A 17893-nucleotide genomic window follows, 5' to 3' on the forward strand; every position below is an offset into this window, starting at 1 on the left:
CCGACAACTGCGCGCAACTCGCGGTCACTATATGAGAGTTCGTGTTCGACTTGGGAAGATTCCGCTTCCGTTTTCGTCAATCACCCCATCCCGGGCGCGCATCCGGGTCTTCCGCGGCGCCGTGGGACATGCGGGCGCCGTCGCCTGCGCCCGGCCTCCGCGGAGGCATCCTGAGGGCATGACGGATCACCGGGAACTGCTGGCCGGACTGCGGACGGCCGTGCGCGGCGAGGTCGACTTCACCGCGGCCGCACGCGCGCTGACCACGATGGACGCCTCCAACTACCGCCGGGTACCGCTCGGGGTGGTGGCCCCGCGGGACGCCGACGACGTGGCGGCGGCGCTGTCGGTGTGCCGGGCGTACGGCGTCCCCGTGGTGCCGCGCGGTGGCGGCACGTCGATCGCGGGGCAGGCGACCGGCACCGGTGTGGTGCTCGACTTCACCCGCCACATGAACCGCCTGCTCTCCCTCGACCCCGAGGCGCGCACGGCCGTCGTCCAGCCGGGCCTCGTCCTCGACCGCCTCCAGGAGGCCGCCGCCCCGTACGGCCTGCGCTTCGGCCCGGACCCCTCCACCCACAGCCGCTGCACGCTCGGCGGCATGATCGGCAACAACTCCTGCGGCTCCCACTCGGTGGCCTGGGGCACGACGGCCGACAGCGTGCGTGAGCTCGCGGTCGTCACCCCGCGCGGGGACCGGCTGCGGCCGGGACGGGCGTGGGCGGGCGCCCCGGCCGGGCTGCGGGACCTGGTGGACGGTGAACTGGCCCGCCTGCGCACGGCTTTCCCCGACCTCCCCCGCCGTATCTCCGGATACGCCGTGGACGCCCTGCTGCCCGAAAAGGGCGCGGACGTCGCCCGCTCCCTCTGCGGCTCGGAGGGCACCCTGGGGGTGCTCACGGAGGCGGTCGTGGATCTCGTACGGGCTCCACGCGCGCGTGCGCTCGCCGTGCTGGCGTACGCGGACGAGGGCGGGGCCGCGGAGGCGGCGGCGGGGCTGCTGGAGCACGGCCCGCTGACCGTGGAGGGCATGGCGGCGGACCTCGTGCCGTCCGTGGCGGACCTCCCGCGCGGGGGCGCCTGGCTGTTCGTGGAGACCGGCGGGGAGACGGAGGCGGAGGCACGCGCGCGTGCGGAGACGGTCGTCCGCGCGGCGGACGTCATGGACGCCCTGGTGGTCACCGACCCGGCGCGGCAGCGCGCGCTGTGGCGCATCAGGGAGGACGCGAGCGGTACGGCGACGCGCATGCCGGACGGAACGGAGGCCTGGCCGGGCTGGGAGGACTGCGCGGTGCCGCCCGCCCGGCTCGGCGCGTACCTGCGCGACTTCCGGTCCCTCATGGCGGACCACGGGCTGCGCGGCACCCCGTACGGGCACTTCGGGGACGGCTGCATCCACGTCCGTATCGACTTCGACCTGCTGACCGGGCCGGGCATCGCCCGCTTCCGGCGCTTCTCGGAGGACCTGGCCGACCTGGTCGTGGCGCACGGCGGCTCGCTCTCCGGCGAGCACGGCGACGGCCGGGCCCGCGCGGAGCTCCTCCCGCGCATGTACGGCGCGGAGACGGTCGCCCTCTTCGAACGCGTGAAGGCCCTCTGGGACCCGGACGACCTCCTCAACCCCGGCATGCTGGTCCGCCCCGCGCCGCTGGACGCCGGCCTCCGCTTCTCCGTCCTCCCGCGCGAACCGGTCGACGTCGCCTTCGGCTACCCCGCCGACGGCGGCGACTTCTCGGCGGCGGTACGGCGCTGCGTGGGCGTCGCCAAGTGCCGTACGACGTCCGTGTCGGGGCCGGCGGTGATGTGCCCGTCGTTCCGCGCGACGGGCGAGGAACAGCACTCCACGCGGGGGCGCGCCCGCCTGCTGCACGAGATGCTCGCGGGTGAGCTGGTGACCGACGGCTGGCGCTCCACGGAGGTACGGGACGCCCTGGACCTGTGCCTGTCCTGCAAGGGCTGCCGTTCCGACTGCCCGGTCGAGGTCGACATGGCCACGTACAAGGCGGAGTTCCTCCACCACCACTACGCGGGCCGTCGCCGCCCGGCCGCGCACTACGCGATGGGGTGGCTGCCGGTGTGGCTGGGCTGGGTCGCGCGGACGCGGTCTGCGGCGGCGGTGAACGCCCTGGCCTCGGTGGGCCCGCTCGCGGGCGCGGCGAAACGGCTGGGCGGGATCGCGGGGGAGCGGGAGATCCCCCGGGTGGCGGGGGAGACGTTCACACGGTGGTGGCGGGGGCGGCGGGTGCCCTCGGGGGAGGGCAGGCCGGTCGTCCTCTGGCCGGACACGTTCACCGAGCACCTGTCGCCGTCGGTGGGCCGTGCGGCGGTACGCGTGCTGGAGGCGGCGGGCCTGCGGGTGGCGCTGCCGCCCACACTGCGGCCGGGGAGCCGCCCGGTGGGCGACGCCCGCAGCCGCTCGGCCCTCTCCCTGCTGACGACCCGCAGGGGCCGGGTCTGCTGCGGCCTGACGTACATCTCCACGGGCCAGCTCGACCGCGCGCGTACGGTCCTGAGCCGCACCCTCGACCTCCTGGAACCGGTCCTGGCCACGGACGCGCCCCTGGTCGTCCTGGAACCGAGCTGCGCGGCGACTCTGCGCACGGACGCCCCGGAACTCCTCCACGACGACCCCCGTGCGGCGCGGCTCGCTTCGCGGGTCCTGACGTTCGCGGAGGCGCTGGAGCAGCACGCCCCGGACTGGACCCCGCCCGCACTGAACCGCCCGGTCACCGGCCAGACCCACTGCCACCAGCACGCGGTGCTGGGCGAGGACCCGGACCGCCGACTGCGCGAGGCGGCGGGCCTCACCGGCGAACTGGCGGGCGGCTGCTGCGGCCTGGCGGGCAACTTCGGCTTCGAGGAGGGCCACTACGAGGTCTCGGCCGCCTGCGCCGAGGACCAGCTCCTCCCGTCGGTGCGCGAGGCCCCGGAGGAAGCGGTGGTCCTGGCCGACGGCTTCTCCTGCCGGACACAGCTGGAGCAACTGACGGGCGTACGGGGGTGGCACCTGGCGGAGGTCCTGGCGGCTGCTCTGGAGAAGTAGGCGAGCGGCCGTAGCCCTCAGAGGAACCCGGCCCCTTCGCCACCGAGCGGCCCGAGGCGCAGTGCCCGCCGGGGCACCCGCGTGTACGGGCCGGTGCGTTCAGGGAGCCGTCTCTCCCCGTACCAGCGGGCCGCACACCGGCTGGACCCCCTCCGGGAGGTCGTCCGGGCGGCACCAGCGGGCCTCCAGGATCTCGAAGGGGTCGAGGCGCAGTTCGCCGCCGAGCAGGCGGGTCTCGTAGGCCACCTCCATGCGCGTACGGAAGCCGCTGTTCAGCATGACCAGGCGGCCCACCTCCACGTCGAGGTTCGTCTCCTCCTTGACCTCGCGCACCACGGTTGCCCGGAAGTCCTCGCCCTTGCGGGCGAAACCGCTCGGCAGACCCCACTGGCGGCCCGGCGGCCACATCCGGTGCCGGAGCAGCAGCACCCGCCCCTCGTCGTCACGCACCACTCCGGTCACGCCGACCACGAACTTGGCGTGCAGCAGCCACATGATGCGGCTCTGCACGGGGCGCAGGAGGCGCCAGAGTCGGGCAATGAGTCGTCGCACGGGGCCTCGGATGATGGGAGCGGTGGCGGGTGTCGGCAGTGGAAACCGTATCTTTCCCGCACTGTCCGAACGTGATGCGCTCCAAGAGCGCCGGGTCCACGTGACGGACGGAGTTGACCGCGGCGGGGCGCGGGTCGCATGGTCAGGCATGTAGCTGCTTCACGGTGCTGACTTGGTTCAATGTAGTGGACTGGGCAGTACACCAAGATGCACAATCCTTATAGGCAAGTTCTCGTCCCCACGTCCCTGGAAGGCCCCGTGACCACCCCCAGCACCGCCACCCCGTCCACCACAGCAGGGACGGGGCAGCGCGGCCGTGCGCCCGCCCCGGCCGGCGCCCCGCGCGGACGGGGCTCCCTCGGGCCGGTCGGGCTGGTGCTCGCCGGCGGGGTCTCCGTGCAGTTCGGCGGGGCGCTGGCCGTGACGCTGATGCCGCGGGCCGGTGCGCTCGGGGTCGTGACGCTGCGACTGCTGGTGGCGGCGCTCGTGCTGATGGTGCTGTGCCGGCCGAAGCTGCGCGGGCACTCGCGCGCCGACTGGGGCACGGTGATCGTCTTCGGTGTCGCCATGGCGGCGATGAACGGCCTGTTCTACCAGTCCGTCGCCCGCATCCCGCTGGGCCCGGCGGTCACGCTGGAGGTCCTCGGCCCGCTCACGCTGTCCGTGCTGGCCTCCCGGCGGGCGGTCAACCTCGTGTGGGCCGCCCTGGCCCTCGCCGGTGTGTTCCTCCTGGGTGGCGGCGGCTTCAGCAGTCTCGACCCGCTGGGTGTGGTCTTCGCACTGGGTGCCGGCGCCATGTGGGCGGCGTACATCGTCTTCAGTGCGCGTACGGGGCGCCGCTTTCCCCAGGCGGACGGTCTCGCCCTCGCCATGGCCGTGGCGGCCGTACTGTTCCTTCCCCTCGGGGTCGTGGAGTCCGGTACGAAGCTCCTCGACCCGACGGTTCTCGGCCTGGGCGCGGCGGTCGCGGTGCTGTCCTCCGTCCTCCCGTACACCCTCGAACTTCTCGCCCTGCGCCGCCTGCCCGCCTCCACCTTCGCGATCCTGATGAGCCTGGAACCGGCCCTCGCCGCAGCCGCCGGCTTCCTCATCCTCGACCAGGCCCTCTCCACCGCCGAGGCCGCCGCCATCGCCCTGGTCATCGCGGCGAGCATGGGGGCGGTGCGGACGCAGGTGGGGCGGGGGAAGGCCGGTACCGGGCTGTGATGCGTCGCGCCTACAGCCGTACCGAAAGGTTCCCCACGGTGGCCGTTATGGTCAGCTCGCCACCGATCGCGTGCAGGTACGCCGCCATCGTCGAGGTGTCCAGGCGGGCTGCACCCCGCTCGATCTGACTGACCCGGCCCTGGGTGACGCCCATCGCCTTGGCGACCTGGACCTGGGTGAAGCCCTGAGCCTTGCGGAGCGCGGCCAGCTCGTGTCCACGCTCCGCATCGACCATTTCCGCCTTGATGGCGTCGATGCGTTCGCGCTTCTCGGGGGTGATGTCGGCCGTCAGGTCGTCCATGGAGCCAAGGTTCATTTGCCCTGCCCTTCCTTCTTCTCCTGTTCCAGCGCATCAAGGTAAGACGTGTACTTGTCTTCCGCCTCTTTGATCGCCCGGGGGTACCAGGCTGCCCATTGGCGCCCGGCGGCCTTGTTGCCCGCCACCAGGAAGATGGCCCGCCGCTCGGGGTCGAAGACGAACAGCATGCGGATACTCACCGTCCCGCCGTGGCGGGGGCGTAACTCCCGCATGTTCCGGTAGCGGCTCTTTTCGATCGCCCCGACCGTCGGCCGCCGAAGCGCCGGGCCCACTTCCTGGAGCCGTTCCAAAGCGGCTATCACATGGAGGTGGCTGTCGGGGTCCTCCTTGGCGAGCGTCTTGATCCAGTCCAGTACGTCTTCGAAGAAGCGCAGCTCATAGGGTTCGGCCACACCTGAAAAATTAGCACTCCCTAATATTTCGGGCAAGTGGCCGAGTTGTCGCCTCGGCGAACAAAAGCCAGCAAGCATGCTTGATTGTTTTATTCGCCCCTGCCATGCTCCCCCTCATGGCCGACCCGACGCGTGTCATCGACGACCTGTGTGCCGAGAGCGACGACCTCGACCGGCTGGTGGCCGGACTCGACACCGAACAGTGGGCGCTGCAGACGCCCGCCGCCGGCTGGACCCTGGCCCATCAGATCGCCCACCTCGCCTGGACCGACCGCTCCGCGCTGCTCGCCGTCACCGACCCGGACGGGTTCCGGGCGCTGGTGGAGAAGGCCCTCGCCGCCCCGTACACCTTTGTGGACGAGGGTGCCGAGGAGTACGCCCGGTCCGCGCCCGCCGAGTTGCTCGCGCGGTGGCGGGAGGGGCGCGCGGCGCTGGAGAAGGCGCTGCGGGAGGCGCCGGCCGGGGCGCGGTTCCCCTGGTACGGGCCGCCCATGTCCGCCGCCTCCATGGCCACCGCCCGTCTCATGGAGACCTGGGCCCATGGACAGGACGTGGCCGACACGGTCGGTGTGATGCGGCCACCCAGCGACCGGCTCAGGCATGTGGCCTGGCTCGGGGTGCGGACGCGGGACTTCGCCTACGGGGCACACGGGCTCACCCCGCCGACCGATCCCTTCCGGGTCGAACTCGTCGGCCCGGGGGGTGAGGTGTGGGCGTACGGTCCCGAGGACGCGCCCCAGCGGGTCACCGGCCCCGCGCTCGACTTCTGCCTCCTGGTCACCCAGCGCGCCCACCGCGCGGACCTCGCCCTCACCGCCGACGGCCCCGACGCCGACCGCTGGCTGGACATCGCCCAGGCCTTCGCCGGGCCGCCCGGTGGTGGACGCCCGTCGAAGGAGGGCACCCGGTGACCCTGCGCGTCGGGAACTTCTCCGGCTTCTACGGCGACCGCTCCGACGCCCTGCGCGAGATGCTCACCGGCGGCGAGGTCGACGTCCTCACCGGCGACTACCTCGCCGAGCTGACGATGCTCATCCTCGCCCGCGACCGGCTGAAGGACCCCTCCGCCGGGTACGCCCGCACCTTCCTGCGGCAACTGGAGGAGACCCTCGGGCTCGCGCACGAGCGGGGCGTCAGGATCGTCACCAACGCGGGCGGGCTGAACCCCGCCGGACTCGCCGACGCCGTACGCGCCCTCGCCGACCGGCTCGGCATCCCCGTACGGATCGCCCACGTCGAGGGCGACGACCTCACCGCGCGGTACCCCGGCAGCCTCGCCGCCCACGCCTACCTCGGCGGCTTCGGGATCGCGGAGTGCCTCCGCGCGGGCGCCGACGTGGTCGTCACCGGGCGGGTCACCGACGCGGCCCTCGTCACCGGGCCCGCCGCCGCGCACTTCGGCTGGGCGCCGACGGAGTACGACCGGCTCGCGGGGGCCGTCGTCGCCGGCCACGTGCTGGAGTGCGGAACGCAGGCGACCGGCGGGAACTACGCCTTCTTCGGCGAGCGCCGCCCCGGTGACCTCCGGCGGCCCGGATTCCCGCTCGCCGAGATCCACGCCGACGGCAGCAGCGTCATCACCAAGCATCCCGGAACCGGCGGCTTCGTCGACGTCGGCACGGTCACCGCGCAACTGCTGTACGAGACCGGGGGAGCCCGGTACGCCGGGCCGGACGTCACCGCGCGGCTGGACACCGTACGGCTGAGGCAGGACGGGCCCGACCGGGTGCGTGTCGAAGGCGTCCGGGGCGAGGCCCCGCCGCCCACGCTCAAGGTCGGGCGCAACCGGCTCGGCGGCTTCCGCAACGAGGTCGTGTTCGTGCTCACCGGGCTCGGCATCGAGGCCAAGGCCGGCCTCGTGAAGGAGCAGATGGGCGACGCGCTCGCCAAGTCGCCGCCCGCCGACGTGCGCTGGGAGCTGGTCCGCACCGACCGGACCGACGCCGGCACCGAGGAGACCGCGAGCGCGCTGCTGCGTCTCGTCGTACGGGATCCGGCTCAGGAAGCGGTCGGGCGGGTGCTGAGCGGGGCCGCCATCGAGCTGGCACTGGCGAGCTATCCCGGGTTCCATGTCATGGCGCCACCGGGGAAGGGCTCACCGTATGGGGTCTTCGAGGATGTGTACGTCCCCCATGGTGACGTCGACCATGTGGCCGTCCTCCACGACGGACGCCGTATCGCCGTGGACGCACCTCACGACACCGCCGTACTCGCCGACGTACCGGACCCCGCACTCCCCGAGCCGCTGCCCGCGGGACCCACCACAAGAGCCCCCCTCGGCCTCGTCGCCGGCGCCCGCAGCGGCGACAAGGGCGGGAACGCCAACGTCGGCGTCTGGGTCCGCTCCGACGACGCCTGGCGGTGGCTGGCGCACGAGCTGACCGTCGAGCGGTTCCGGGAGCTGATCCCCGAGGCCCGCGACCTGCCGGTCACCCGGCACGTACTGCACCACCTGCGCGCCCTGAACTTCCTCGTCGAGGGGATCCTCGGCGAGGGCGTCGCCGCACAGGCCCGCTTCGATCCGCAGGCCAAGGCGCTCGGCGAATGGCTGCGCTCCCGGCACCTGGACATCCCGGAGGCCTTGCTGTGACGGTCCTCGAATCCGCCCTGAACACCGCCGACCCGGAGTACCGGGCGCACCGCGACGCCATGCTCGCCAAGCTGGCCGAACTCGATGCCGAACACGCCAAGGCCCTCGCGGGCGGCGGCGACAAGTACGTCGAACGGCACCGCACGCGCGGCAAGCTGCTCGCCCGCGAACGCATCGAGCTGCTCCTCGACCCCGACACGCCCTTCCTGGAGCTGTCCCCGCTGGCCGCGTGGGGGAGCGACCACACCGTCGGCGCCTCGCTCGTCACCGGCATCGGGGTCGTCGAGGGCGTGGAGTGCCTGATCACCGCCAACGACCCGACCGTGCGCGGCGGCGCGAGCAACCCCTGGTCGCTGAAGAAGGCCCTGCGCGCCAACGACATCGCGCTCGCCAACCGGCTGCCCTGCATCAGCCTCGTCGAGTCCGGCGGCGCCGACCTGCCCTCCCAGAAGGAGATCTTCATCCCGGGCGGCGCGATCTTCCGGGACCTCACCCGGCTCTCGGCGGCCGGGATCCCGACCATCGCCGTCGTCTTCGGCAACTCCACCGCCGGGGGCGCGTACATCCCCGGCATGTCCGACCACGTGATCATGGTGAAGGAACGGGCGAAGGTGTTCCTCGGCGGTCCGCCGCTGGTGAAGATGGCGACGGGGGAGGAGAGCGACGACGAGTCCCTGGGCGGCGCCGAGATGCACGCGCGCGTGTCGGGCCTCGCCGACCACTTCGCCGTCGACGAACCGGACGCGCTCCGTCAGGCCCGCCGGGTCGTCGCCCGCCTCAACCACCGCAAGGCCCACGACGAGCCGGGACCGGCCGCACCGCCCAAGTACGACGAGGAAGAGCTGCTGGGCATCGTCCCGGGCGACCTCAAGATCCCCTTCGACCCGCGCGAGGTCATCGCGCGGATCGTCGACTCCTCCGACTTCGACGAGTTCAAACCCCTCTACGGCACCAGCCTCACCACCGGCTGGGCGGCTCTCCACGGCTATCCCGTCGGCATCCTCGCCAACGCCCAGGGGGTCCTCTTCAGCGAGGAGTCCCAGAAGGCCGCCCAGTTCGTCCAGCTCGCCAACCAGCGCGACATCCCGCTGCTCTTCCTGCACAACACCACCGGCTACATGGTCGGCAAGGAGTACGAGCAGGGCGGCATCATCAAGCACGGCGCGATGATGATCAACGCGGTCAGCAACTCCCGCGTCCCCCACCTGTCCGTCCTCATGGGCGCCTCCTACGGCGCCGGCCACTACGGCATGTGCGGCCGCGCCTACGACCCCCGCTTCCTCTTCGCCTGGCCCAGCGCCAAGTCCGCCGTCATGGGCCCGCAGCAGCTCGCCGGCGTGCTGTCGATCGTCGCGCGGCAGTCGGCGACGGCGAAGGGACGGCCGTACGACGACGAGGCGGACGCGGCACTGCGCGCCATGGTGGAGCAGCAGATCGAGTCCGAGTCGCTGCCCATGTTCCTGTCCGGGCGGCTCTACGACGACGGCGTCATCGACCCGCGCGACACCCGCACCGTCCTCGGCCTGTGCCTGTCGGCCGTCCACACCGCGCCCTACGAGGGCGCGCGCGGTGGCTTCGGCGTCTTCCGGATGTGAGGGACCGATGATCACTTCCCTGCTGATCGCGAACCGGGGCGAGATCGCCTGCCGTATCGCCCGCACCTGCAGTGAGTTGGGGATCCGAACCGTCGCCGTGCACTCGGACGCCGACGAGAACGCCCGCCACGCGCGCGTGGCGGACACGGCGGTACGACTGCCGGGGTCGGCGCCCGCCGACACCTACCTGCGCGGCGACCTGATCGTGAAGGCCGCCCTCGCGTCCGGCGCGGACGCCGTGCACCCCGGTTACGGCTTCCTCTCCGAGAACGCCGACTTCGCGCGGGCCGTCCAGGACGCGGGCCTGGTGTGGATCGGGCCGCCCCCGGAGGCGATCGAGGCGATGGCGTCCAAGACGCGCGCCAAGGAGCTGATGGGCATCGAGCCCCTGCGGGACGTCACCGAGTCCGACCTGCCGGTGCTGGTGAAGGCGGCGGCGGGCGGCGGCGGGCGCGGGATGCGCGTCGTACGGCGCCTCGCGGACCTGGACGGCGAACTGGCCGCCGCCCGCGCGGAGGCCGCGAGCGCCTTCGGCGACGGCGAGGTGTTCGTCGAGCGGTACCTCGGCGGTGACGCGGGCGGCCGGCACGTCGAGGTGCAGGTGCTCGCCGACACGCACGGCACCGTGTGGGCGCTGGGCACCCGTGACTGCTCCCTCCAGCGCCGCCACCAGAAGGTGATCGAGGAGGCCCCGGCACCCGGTCTCACCGGCCCGCTCACCGAGGAGCTCCACGCCCTCGCCGTACGCGCCGCGCGTGCCGTCTCCTACGTCGGCGCCGGGACCGTCGAGTTCCTCGTCGCCGACGGCCGGGCGCACTTCCTGGAGATGAACACCCGCCTCCAGGTGGAGCACCCGGTGACGGAGGCCGTGTTCGGTGTGGATCTCGTCGCCGAGCAGATCCGCGTCGCCGAGGGGCACGCCCTCCCGGACGACCCTCCACGCGCGCGTGGACACGCCGTCGAGGCCCGCCTCTACGCCGAGGACCCGTCCCGGGAGTGGGCACCGCAGACCGGCCGCCTGCACCGCCTCGCCGTTCCCGGCACCGTGCGCCTGGACACCGGCTACACGGACGGTGACGACATCGGCGTCCACTACGACCCCATGCTCGCCAAGGTCGTCGCCCACGCCCCCACCCGCGCGGAGGCGGTCCGCAAGCTGGCCTCGGCGCTGGACCGCGCGGTGATCCACGGCCCCGTCACCAACCGGGACCTCCTCGTCCGCTCCCTGCGGCACGAGGAGTTCGCGGAAGCCCGCATGGACACCGGCTTCTACGACCGTCACCTGCCCGGACTGACCGCCCCGGCCCCCGACCCGTACGCCCCGCTCGCCGCCGCCCTCGCCGACGCCCACGGCCGCTCCCGCTTCGGCGGCTGGCGCAACGTCGCCTCGCAGCCACAGGTCAAGCGGTACGCCATGGGGGGCGAGGAGCACGAGGTCCGCTACCGGCACACGCGCGGCGGCCTCGCAGCCGACGGGGTGCACGTCGTGCGCGCCGACGCGGAGCTGGTGGTCCTGGACGTGGACGGCGTACGACGCCGCTACGAGGTCAGCCGCTACGGCGACCGCGTGTACGTCGGCACCACCACCCTCACCGCCCTGCCCCGCTTCCCCGCCCCCACCGCCCAGCACGCCCCCGGCTCCCTCCTGGCCCCCATGCCGGGCACGGTCGTCCGCATGGCGGAAGGCCTGGCAGAGGGGTCCGAGGTAGAGGCCGGCCAACCCCTGCTCTGGCTGGAGGCAATGAAGATGCAGCACAAAATCACCGCCCCGGTCAGGGGAGTCGTGAGCGCCCTCCATGCGGCTCCGGGCCGTCAGGTGGAGGTCGGCACCCTCCTGGCCGTCGTGGAGGCAACCCCCCAGGGGCGCGGGGAACTGCGCGACGAGCCCGGGACGACCCGCACCCTCCCGACGAACTGAAGCCCCTCCCCCTTAGGAGCGCTCATGCCGGTGATCGAATCAGAGGAACACAAGGCCCTCCGCGAAGCGGTCGCCGCGTTCGCGACCAACCACCCCCACACCCCCGGTACCGACAACACCGAGTTCTGGAAGAACGCCGCCAAGCTCGGCTACATCGGCGTCAACCTGCCGGAGGCGTACGGCGGTGGCGGCGGCGGCATCACGGAACTCTCCCTGGTCCTCGAAGAGATGGGCGCCGCCGGCAACCCCCTGCTGATGATGATCGTCTCTCCGGCGATCTGCGGCACCGTCATCTCCCGCTTCGGCACCGATGCCCAGAAACGGGAGTGGCTGCCCGCCCTGGCCGACGGCAGCCGCCTGATGGCCTTCGGCATCACCGAACCCGACGCCGGCTCCAACAGCCACCGCATCACCACGACGGCACGCCGCGACGGCACCGACTGGCTCCTCACCGGCCGCAAGGTGTTCGTCTCCGGGGTCGACATCGCCGACGCCACCCTCATCGTGGGCCGCACCGAGGACGCCCGAACCGGGAGGCTCAAGCCCTGCCTGTTCATCGTCCCGCGCGACGCCGAGGGCTTCCAGCGGCGCCCCATCGACATGGAACTCAACGCCGTGGAGAAGCAGTTCGAGCTGGTCCTCGACGACGTACGGCTGCCCGCCGACGCGCTCGTCGGCGACGAGGACGCGGGCCTGCTCCAGCTCTTCGCCGGCCTCAACCCCGAACGCGTCATGACGGCCGCCTTCGCGATCGGCATGGGCCGTCACGCGCTCGCCCGCGCCGTCGAGTACGCGCGTGAGCGCACGGTGTGGAACGCCCCCATCGGCTCCCACCAGGCGATCGCCCACCCCCTCGCCCAGGCGCACATCGACCTCGAACTGGCCCGCCTGATGATGCAGAAGGCCGCCCACCTCTACGACGCCGGTGACGACACGGGGGCGGGCGAGGCCGCCAACATGGCCAAGTACGCGGCCGGCGAGGCCTGTGTGAAGGCCGTCGACCAGGCCGTGCACACCCTCGGCGGGAACGGCCTCACGCGAGAGTACGGGCTCGCCTCACTGATAACCGCCGCGCGCGTGTCCCGTATCGCCCCGGTGAGCCGGGAGATGATCCTCAACTACGTCTCCCACCAGACCCTGGGCCTTCCCAAGTCGTACTAGGCCCTCATGGCCCCCTCGGCCGTCTTGGAGGAACCATGTTCCGAAGCGAGTACGCAGACGTCTCCCCGGTAGAACTCCCCATCCACGACGCGGTGCTCGCGCGGGCCGCCGAGTTCGGCAGCACCCCGGCACTGATCGACGGCACCGACGGCACCACCCTCACGTACGAGCAGGTGGACCGGTTCCACCGGCGGGTCGCCGCCGGCCTCGCCGAGGCGGGCGTGCGCAAGGGGGACGTGCTCGCCCTGCACAGCCCCAACACGGTCGCCTTCCCCACCGCGTTCTACGCGGCCACCCGCGCGGGCGCCTCCGTCACCACCGTGCACCCGCTCGCGACCGCCGAGGAGTTCGGCAAGCAGCTGGGGGACTGCGCGGCCCGCTGGATCGTCACCGTCTCACCGCTGCTGGAGACCGCGCGGAGGGCCGCCGAGCTGGCCGGCGGGATCGAGGAGATCCTCGTCTGCGACAGCGCGCCCGGACACCGTTCCCTGATCGACATGCTGGCCTCCACCGCGCCCGAGCCGGTGGTCGGCATCGACCCGGCCGAGGACGTCGCCGCCCTGCCGTACTCCTCCGGCACCACCGGCGTCCCCAAGGGCGTGATGCTCACCCACCGGCAGATCGCCACCAACCTCGCGCAGCTCCAGCCGCTGATCACGGCGGGCCCCGGCGACCGCGTCCTCGCGGTGCTCCCGTTCTTCCACATCTACGGTCTGACGGCCCTGATGAACGCCCCCCTCCGCCAGGGCGCCACCGTTGTCGTCCTGCCGCGCTTCGACCTGGAGACGTTCCTCGCGGCCATCCAGAACCACCGCATCACCGGCCTGTACGTGGCCCCGCCGATCGTGCTGGCCCTCGCCAAGCACCCGCTGGTCGCCCGGTACGACCTGTCGTCCCTGAAGCACATCGTCAGCGCCGCCGCACCCCTGGACGCGAGCCTCGCCGCCGCCTGCTCGCGGCGGCTCGGGCTGCCGCCCGTCGGCCAGGCGTACGGCATGACGGAACTGTCGCCCGGCACCCACGTCGTCCCCCTGGACGCCATGAGCGACGCGCCCCCCGGCACCGTCGGCAAGCTCATCGCCGGCACCGAGATGCGGATCGTCTCCCTCGACGACCCCGGCAAGGACCTCGGTCCCGGCGAGTCCGGCGAGATCCTCATCCGCGGGCCGCAGATCATGAAGGGCTACCTCGGCCGCCCCGACGCCACCGCCGCGATGATCGACGAGGACGGCTGGCTGCACACCGGCGACGTCGGCCACGTCGATGACGACGGCTGGCTCTTCGTCGTGGACCGCGTGAAGGAACTGATCAAGTACAAGGGCTTCCAGGTCGCCCCCGCCGAACTCGAGGCGCTGCTCCTCACCCACCCCGGTATCGCGGACGCCGCGGTCATCGGCGTCTACGACGAGGACGGCAACGAGGTCCCGCACGCCCACGTCGTCCGTCAGCCGTCCGCCCCGGAGCTCTCCGCGGGCGAGGTCATGATGTACGTCGCCGAGCACGTCGCCCCGTACAAGCGCATCCGGCACGTCACCTTCATCGATGGCGTCCCGCGCGCCGCCTCCGGAAAGATCCTGCGCCGTGAACTCCGCGCGGCGCACAAGGAGCCCTCGTGACCCTGATCGGCCGCACCCGCGCGCGGGGCGTCGAGACGCTCTCCCTCGACGCCCCGGAGCGCCGCAACGCCCTGTCCGCCGCCCTCGTCGGCGAACTGGCCGACGCGCTCACCGACGCCGGCGAGGACACCGGCGTCCGCGCGGTGGTCCTCACCCACACCGGCAACACCTTCAGCGCGGGCGCCGACCTGCGCGACCCGCCCGCACCCGAGGCGCTGGTGGGCCTGTTGCGGGGGATCGTCGAGCTGCCCAAACCGGTCCTCGCGCGGGTCACCGGGCACGTCCGCGCGGGCGGCCTCGGCCTGCTCGCCGCCTGTGACGTCGCCGTCGCCTCCCGCGCGGCGACGTTCGCCTTCACCGAGGTCCGTATCGGGGTCGCGCCCGCCGTGATCTCACTGCCGCTGCTGCCCCGCACCGACCCGCGCGCCCTGGCCCGCTACTACCTCACCGGCGAACGCCTCGACACCGCCGAGGCCATCCGCACCGGCCTGCTCACCGCCGCCGGAGACGACGTGGACGAGGTCCTCGCGCCGATCCTCGACGGTCTGCGCAGATCCGCCCCCGAAGCCCTGGCCGAGACGAAACGGCTGCTCACGGCTAGGGTGCTGGAGACCTTCGACCGGGACGCGGCCGACCTGACCGCGCTCTCGGCGCGCCTCTTCGCCTCCGCCCACGCGCGCGAGGGAATGACGGCCTTCCTCGAACGACGGGATCCGGAATGGGTGGTGTGAGCACGGCCGACCGTGCGGAACGAGTCCCCAAGCAGGACCGTAGCCGGGCCACCCGGCAGCGGCTCCTGGAGGCCGCCGTGGCCTGCCTCGCCGAGCACGGCTGGGCGGGCTCCACGGTCTCCGTCGTCGCCGAACGCGCGGGCGTCTCCCGAGGGGCCGCCCAGCACCACTTCCCGACCCGTGAGGACCTCTTCACGGCCGCCGTCGAGTACGTCGCCGAGGAGCGCTCCACCGCCCTGCGCGCCCTCTTCCCGGAGGGTGCCGCGGCCGGCGACCGCCGCGCGGTGATCGCGGCCCTCGTCGGCCTCTACACCGGCCCCGTCTTCCGCGCGGCGCTCCACCTCTGGGTCGCCGCCTCCAACGAGGAGCAGCTGCGCCCGCGCGTGACGGAGCTGGAGCTGCGCGTCGGCCGCGAGTCCCACCGCATCGCCGTCGAACTCCTCGGCGCCGACGAGTCCCGCCCCGGCGTCCGCGAGACCGTCCAGGGCCTGCTGGACATGGCCCGCGGCCTGGGCCTCGCCAACCTCCTCACCGACGACGGGGCCCGCCGGGACCGCGTGGTGGCGCAGTGGGCGGTGCTGCTGGACGAGGCGCTGGGCTGAGACGCCCCGGGGTCACGGGCTCAGCCTCTCCACCCGCCAGCCCCCGCCCGCCTCCGCCACGTACCGCAGGCGGTCGTGCAGGCGGTTCTCCCGGCCCTGCCAGAACTCCACCGCCTCCGGGACCACGCGGAAGCCGCCCCAGTGGGGCGGTACCGGGACCTGCTCGTGTTCCGGGTAGCGGGCCGCCAGGTCGGCGTAGGTCGCGTCGAGCTCCGCGCGGTCGGCGATCACCGACGACTGGCCGCTGGCCCACGCGCCGAGCTGGGAGCCGTGCGGGCGGGTGCGGAAGTAGGCGGCCGTCTCGTCGCGGCCGGTGCGGCGCGCGGTGCCGGTGACGATGACCTGCCGGGCCATCGGATGCCAGGGGAAGAGGAGCGAGACGTGGGGGTTCTCCGCCAGGTCGCGGCCCTTGCGGGAGTCGTAGTTCGTGTAGAAGACGAACCCGTCGTCGTCGAAGTGCTTCAGCAGCACCGTGCGTGAGCCGGGCCGTCCCGCCGCGTCCGCCGTCGAGACGATCATGGCGTTCGGTTCGAACAGCCCGCCGTCCGTCGCGGCCTGTTTGAACCAGCGCGCGAACTGTTCGACGGGGGTGGCGGCCAGGTCGGTCTCGGAGAGCCCCTCGGTCCGGTACTGCTTGCGCATCGAGGCGAGATCGAAGGGGACGGCGTCTCGGTCGGTCACGCCGTCATCCTGCCGTATGCGCGGAGCCCCCGAGAGCGGGGTGTCCTACGTCACGTGGTGGCACTGAGTGCCGCGAACCCTCCCCAAGGATGGCACTCGGGGATATCGTGCTGCCACTGATCCGGTTGGGTGACCGCCAGCCGGGCATCACAGGGGTGACGTCCCGGACCGCGAGTCCGTTCGACACGGACCGTGGATCCACCGGACGCGCGTCACGCTTCCGCCGACCGCCGACACATGGTCGTCCCACCCCACAACACCATCTGTCACCCACCTCACAAGGAGCCGCCAGATGTCCGACTTCGTACCCGGGCTCGAAGGAGTCGTCGCGTTCGAGACGGAGATCGCCGAACCCGACAAGGAGGGCGGCGCCCTGCGGTACCGGGGCGTCGACATCGAGGATCTGGTCGGGCACGTCTCCTTCGGCAACGTGTGGGGGCTGCTCGTCGACGGGGCGTTCAACCCCGGACTGCCGCCCGCCGAGCCGTTCCCGATCCCCGTGCACTCCGGCGACATCCGCGTCGACGTGCAGTCCGCGCTGGCCATGCTGGCGCCCGTGTGGGGCCTGAAACCGCTCCTCGACATCGATGCCGAGCAGGCCCGCGACGACCTCGCCCGCGCCGCCGTCATGGCCCTGTCCTACGTCGCCCAGTCCGCGCGCGGCCAGGGCCTGCCCATGGTGCCGCAGCGCGAGATAGACAGGGCCGAGTCCATCGTCGAACGCTTCATGATCCGCTGGCGCGGTGAGCCCGACCCCAAGCACGTCGCGGCCGTCGACGCGTACTGGACGTCGGCCGCCGAGCACGGCATGAACGCCTCCACGTTCACCGCGCGGGTCATCGCCTCGACCGGCGCGGACGTCGCGGCGGCCCTCTCGGGAGCCGTCGGCGCCATGTCGGGACCGCTGCACGGCGGCGCCCCCTCGCGCGTACTGGGCATGATCGAGGAGATCGAGCGCACCGGGGACGCCGAGGCGTACGTCAGGCAGGCACTCGACAAGGGCGAGCGCCTCATGGGCTTCGGCCACCGCGTCTACCGCGCGGAGGACCCCCGCGCCCGCGTCCTGCGCCGCACCGCCCGCGAACTCGGCGCCCCGCGCTTCGAGGTCGCCGAGGCCCTGGAGAAGGCCGCCCTGGCCGAGCTCCACGCCCGCCGCCCCGACCGGGTGCTCGCCACCAACGTGGAGTTCTGGGCGGCCATCGTGCTGGACTTCGCCGAGGTCCCGGCGCACATGTTCACCTCGATGTTCACCTGCGCCCGTACGGCGGGCTGGTCGGCGCACATCCTGGAGCAGAAGCGCACGGGCCGCCTGGTCCGTCCCTCGGCCCGTTACGTCGGCCCGGGCACGCGAGACCCGCGCGAGATCGAGGGGTACGCGGACATCGCCCGCTGAGCTTGGCGTTTAACCTCGCGGGTCACTCGTCCTGCTGACCTGCGGTTCTTCCCAGGACAGCGGAGGCGGCCGTTCTCCACGCTTCGAGATGTCG

The 17893-nt window shown here is 72.7% G+C and carries 15 protein-coding genes; 11 read left to right on the top strand and 4 right to left on the bottom strand.

Annotated elements, in window-relative coordinates; genetic code table 11:
- The first annotated feature begins 178 nt into the window (after window positions 1-178).
- The gene (locus ACFV5H_RS26225; protein WP_385197507.1) at window positions 179-3043 is read left to right on the top strand and encodes an FAD-linked oxidase C-terminal domain-containing protein; all 2865 of its coding nucleotides are present in this window, start codon (window positions 179-181) and stop codon (window positions 3041-3043) included.
- 99 nt (window positions 3044-3142) lie between these two features.
- Here ACFV5H_RS26225 and ACFV5H_RS26230 read toward each other — a convergent pair whose 3' ends face one another.
- Window positions 3143-3595, bottom strand: coding sequence for an NUDIX hydrolase (locus ACFV5H_RS26230; protein ID WP_385197509.1), 453 nt, complete (start codon window positions 3593-3595; stop codon window positions 3143-3145).
- A 258-nt stretch (window positions 3596-3853) separates the two neighbouring features.
- On the opposite strand from ACFV5H_RS26230, the gene ACFV5H_RS26235 reads away from it, so the two are divergent.
- On the top strand, window positions 3854-4801 hold the full coding sequence (locus ACFV5H_RS26235; protein ID WP_385054447.1) for a DMT family transporter: 948 nt from the start codon (window positions 3854-3856) through the stop codon (window positions 4799-4801).
- A 10-nt stretch (window positions 4802-4811) separates the two neighbouring features.
- On the opposite strand, the gene ACFV5H_RS26240 is transcribed toward ACFV5H_RS26235, so the two are convergent.
- Together ACFV5H_RS26240 and ACFV5H_RS26245 are read right to left on the bottom strand one after the other, a co-directional pair.
- Entirely contained in the window at window positions 4812-5117 is a 306-nt protein-coding gene (locus ACFV5H_RS26240) for a helix-turn-helix domain-containing protein (RefSeq protein ID WP_385197510.1), read from the bottom strand.
- A complete protein-coding gene (locus tag ACFV5H_RS26245; protein WP_385197512.1) occupies window positions 5114-5512 on the bottom strand; it encodes a type II toxin-antitoxin system RelE/ParE family toxin in 399 nt (132 codons plus the stop codon). Before ACFV5H_RS26245 ends, ACFV5H_RS26240 begins: the two co-directional genes overlap by 4 nt.
- A gap of 116 nt (window positions 5513-5628) precedes the next feature.
- On the opposite strand from ACFV5H_RS26245, the gene ACFV5H_RS26250 reads away from it, so the two are divergent.
- From ACFV5H_RS26250 to ACFV5H_RS26285, 8 genes are read left to right on the top strand one after another with little or no spacing between them, the layout of a single operon-like run.
- Complete coding sequence (locus tag ACFV5H_RS26250) at window positions 5629-6423, top strand: TIGR03084 family metal-binding protein (RefSeq protein ID WP_385054456.1); 795 nt, start codon at window positions 5629-5631, stop codon at window positions 6421-6423.
- Complete coding sequence (locus ACFV5H_RS26255) at window positions 6420-8102, top strand: acyclic terpene utilization AtuA family protein (RefSeq protein ID WP_385197514.1); 1683 nt, start codon at window positions 6420-6422, stop codon at window positions 8100-8102. Before ACFV5H_RS26250 ends, ACFV5H_RS26255 begins: the two co-directional genes overlap by 4 nt.
- Window positions 8099-9697 (top strand): acyl-CoA carboxylase subunit beta, encoded by a 1599-nt coding sequence (locus ACFV5H_RS26260; RefSeq protein WP_385197516.1) that lies wholly within the window; start codon window positions 8099-8101, stop codon window positions 9695-9697. The genes ACFV5H_RS26255 and ACFV5H_RS26260 overlap by 4 nt, the downstream gene beginning before the upstream one ends.
- A gap of 7 nt (window positions 9698-9704) precedes the next feature.
- Complete coding sequence (locus tag ACFV5H_RS26265) at window positions 9705-11615, top strand: acetyl/propionyl/methylcrotonyl-CoA carboxylase subunit alpha (protein ID WP_385197517.1); 1911 nt, start codon at window positions 9705-9707, stop codon at window positions 11613-11615.
- Window positions 11616-11639: 24 nt separating this feature from the next.
- On the top strand, window positions 11640-12776 hold the full coding sequence (locus tag ACFV5H_RS26270; RefSeq protein ID WP_385197519.1) for an acyl-CoA dehydrogenase family protein: 1137 nt from the start codon (window positions 11640-11642) through the stop codon (window positions 12774-12776).
- Window positions 12777-12811: 35 nt separating this feature from the next.
- Complete coding sequence (locus ACFV5H_RS26275; RefSeq protein ID WP_385197520.1) at window positions 12812-14392, top strand: 4-coumarate--CoA ligase family protein; 1581 nt, start codon at window positions 12812-12814, stop codon at window positions 14390-14392.
- Window positions 14389-15123: an enoyl-CoA hydratase family protein gene (locus tag ACFV5H_RS26280; RefSeq protein WP_385054472.1), complete on the top strand. Its 735-nt coding sequence runs from the start codon at window positions 14389-14391 to the stop codon at window positions 15121-15123. Before ACFV5H_RS26275 ends, ACFV5H_RS26280 begins: the two co-directional genes overlap by 4 nt.
- A complete protein-coding gene (locus ACFV5H_RS26285; protein WP_385054475.1) occupies window positions 15111-15725 on the top strand; it encodes a TetR/AcrR family transcriptional regulator in 615 nt (204 codons plus the stop codon). Before ACFV5H_RS26280 ends, ACFV5H_RS26285 begins: the two co-directional genes overlap by 13 nt.
- Window positions 15726-15737: 12 nt before the next feature.
- Here ACFV5H_RS26285 and pdxH read toward each other — a convergent pair whose 3' ends face one another.
- On the bottom strand, window positions 15738-16406 hold the full coding sequence (pdxH, locus tag ACFV5H_RS26290) for a pyridoxamine 5'-phosphate oxidase (protein WP_385054478.1): 669 nt from the start codon (window positions 16404-16406) through the stop codon (window positions 15738-15740).
- A 292-nt stretch (window positions 16407-16698) separates the two neighbouring features.
- Between pdxH and ACFV5H_RS26295 the strand changes: the two genes are divergently transcribed.
- Entirely contained in the window at window positions 16699-17799 is a 1101-nt protein-coding gene (locus ACFV5H_RS26295; protein ID WP_073934464.1) for a citrate synthase 2, read from the top strand.
- Window positions 17800-17893: the final 94 nt, after the last annotated feature.

Source organism: Streptomyces sp. NPDC059787, from assembly GCF_042732315.1.
In the GTDB taxonomy this organism is placed as follows: domain Bacteria; phylum Actinomycetota; class Actinomycetes; order Streptomycetales; family Streptomycetaceae; genus Streptomyces; species Streptomyces atrovirens.

Coding starts and splice junctions, on each gene's coding strand:
- ACFV5H_RS26270 (WP_385197519.1), top strand. CDS start 11,640: ATGCCGGTGATCGAATCAGAGGAACACAAGGCCCTCCGCGAAGCGGTC.
- ACFV5H_RS26285 (WP_385054475.1), top strand. CDS start 15,111: ATGGGTGGTGTGAGCACGGCCGACCGTGCGGAACGAGTCCCCAAGCAG.
- ACFV5H_RS26265 (WP_385197517.1), top strand. CDS start 9,705: ATGATCACTTCCCTGCTGATCGCGAACCGGGGCGAGATCGCCTGCCGT.
- ACFV5H_RS26295 (WP_073934464.1), top strand. CDS start 16,699: ATGTCCGACTTCGTACCCGGGCTCGAAGGAGTCGTCGCGTTCGAGACG.
- ACFV5H_RS26250 (WP_385054456.1), top strand. CDS start 5,629: ATGGCCGACCCGACGCGTGTCATCGACGACCTGTGTGCCGAGAGCGAC.
- ACFV5H_RS26240 (WP_385197510.1), bottom strand. CDS start 5,117: ATGAACCTTGGCTCCATGGACGACCTGACGGCCGACATCACCCCCGAG.
- ACFV5H_RS26275 (WP_385197520.1), top strand. CDS start 12,812: ATGTTCCGAAGCGAGTACGCAGACGTCTCCCCGGTAGAACTCCCCATC.
- ACFV5H_RS26225 (WP_385197507.1), top strand. CDS start 179: ATGACGGATCACCGGGAACTGCTGGCCGGACTGCGGACGGCCGTGCGC.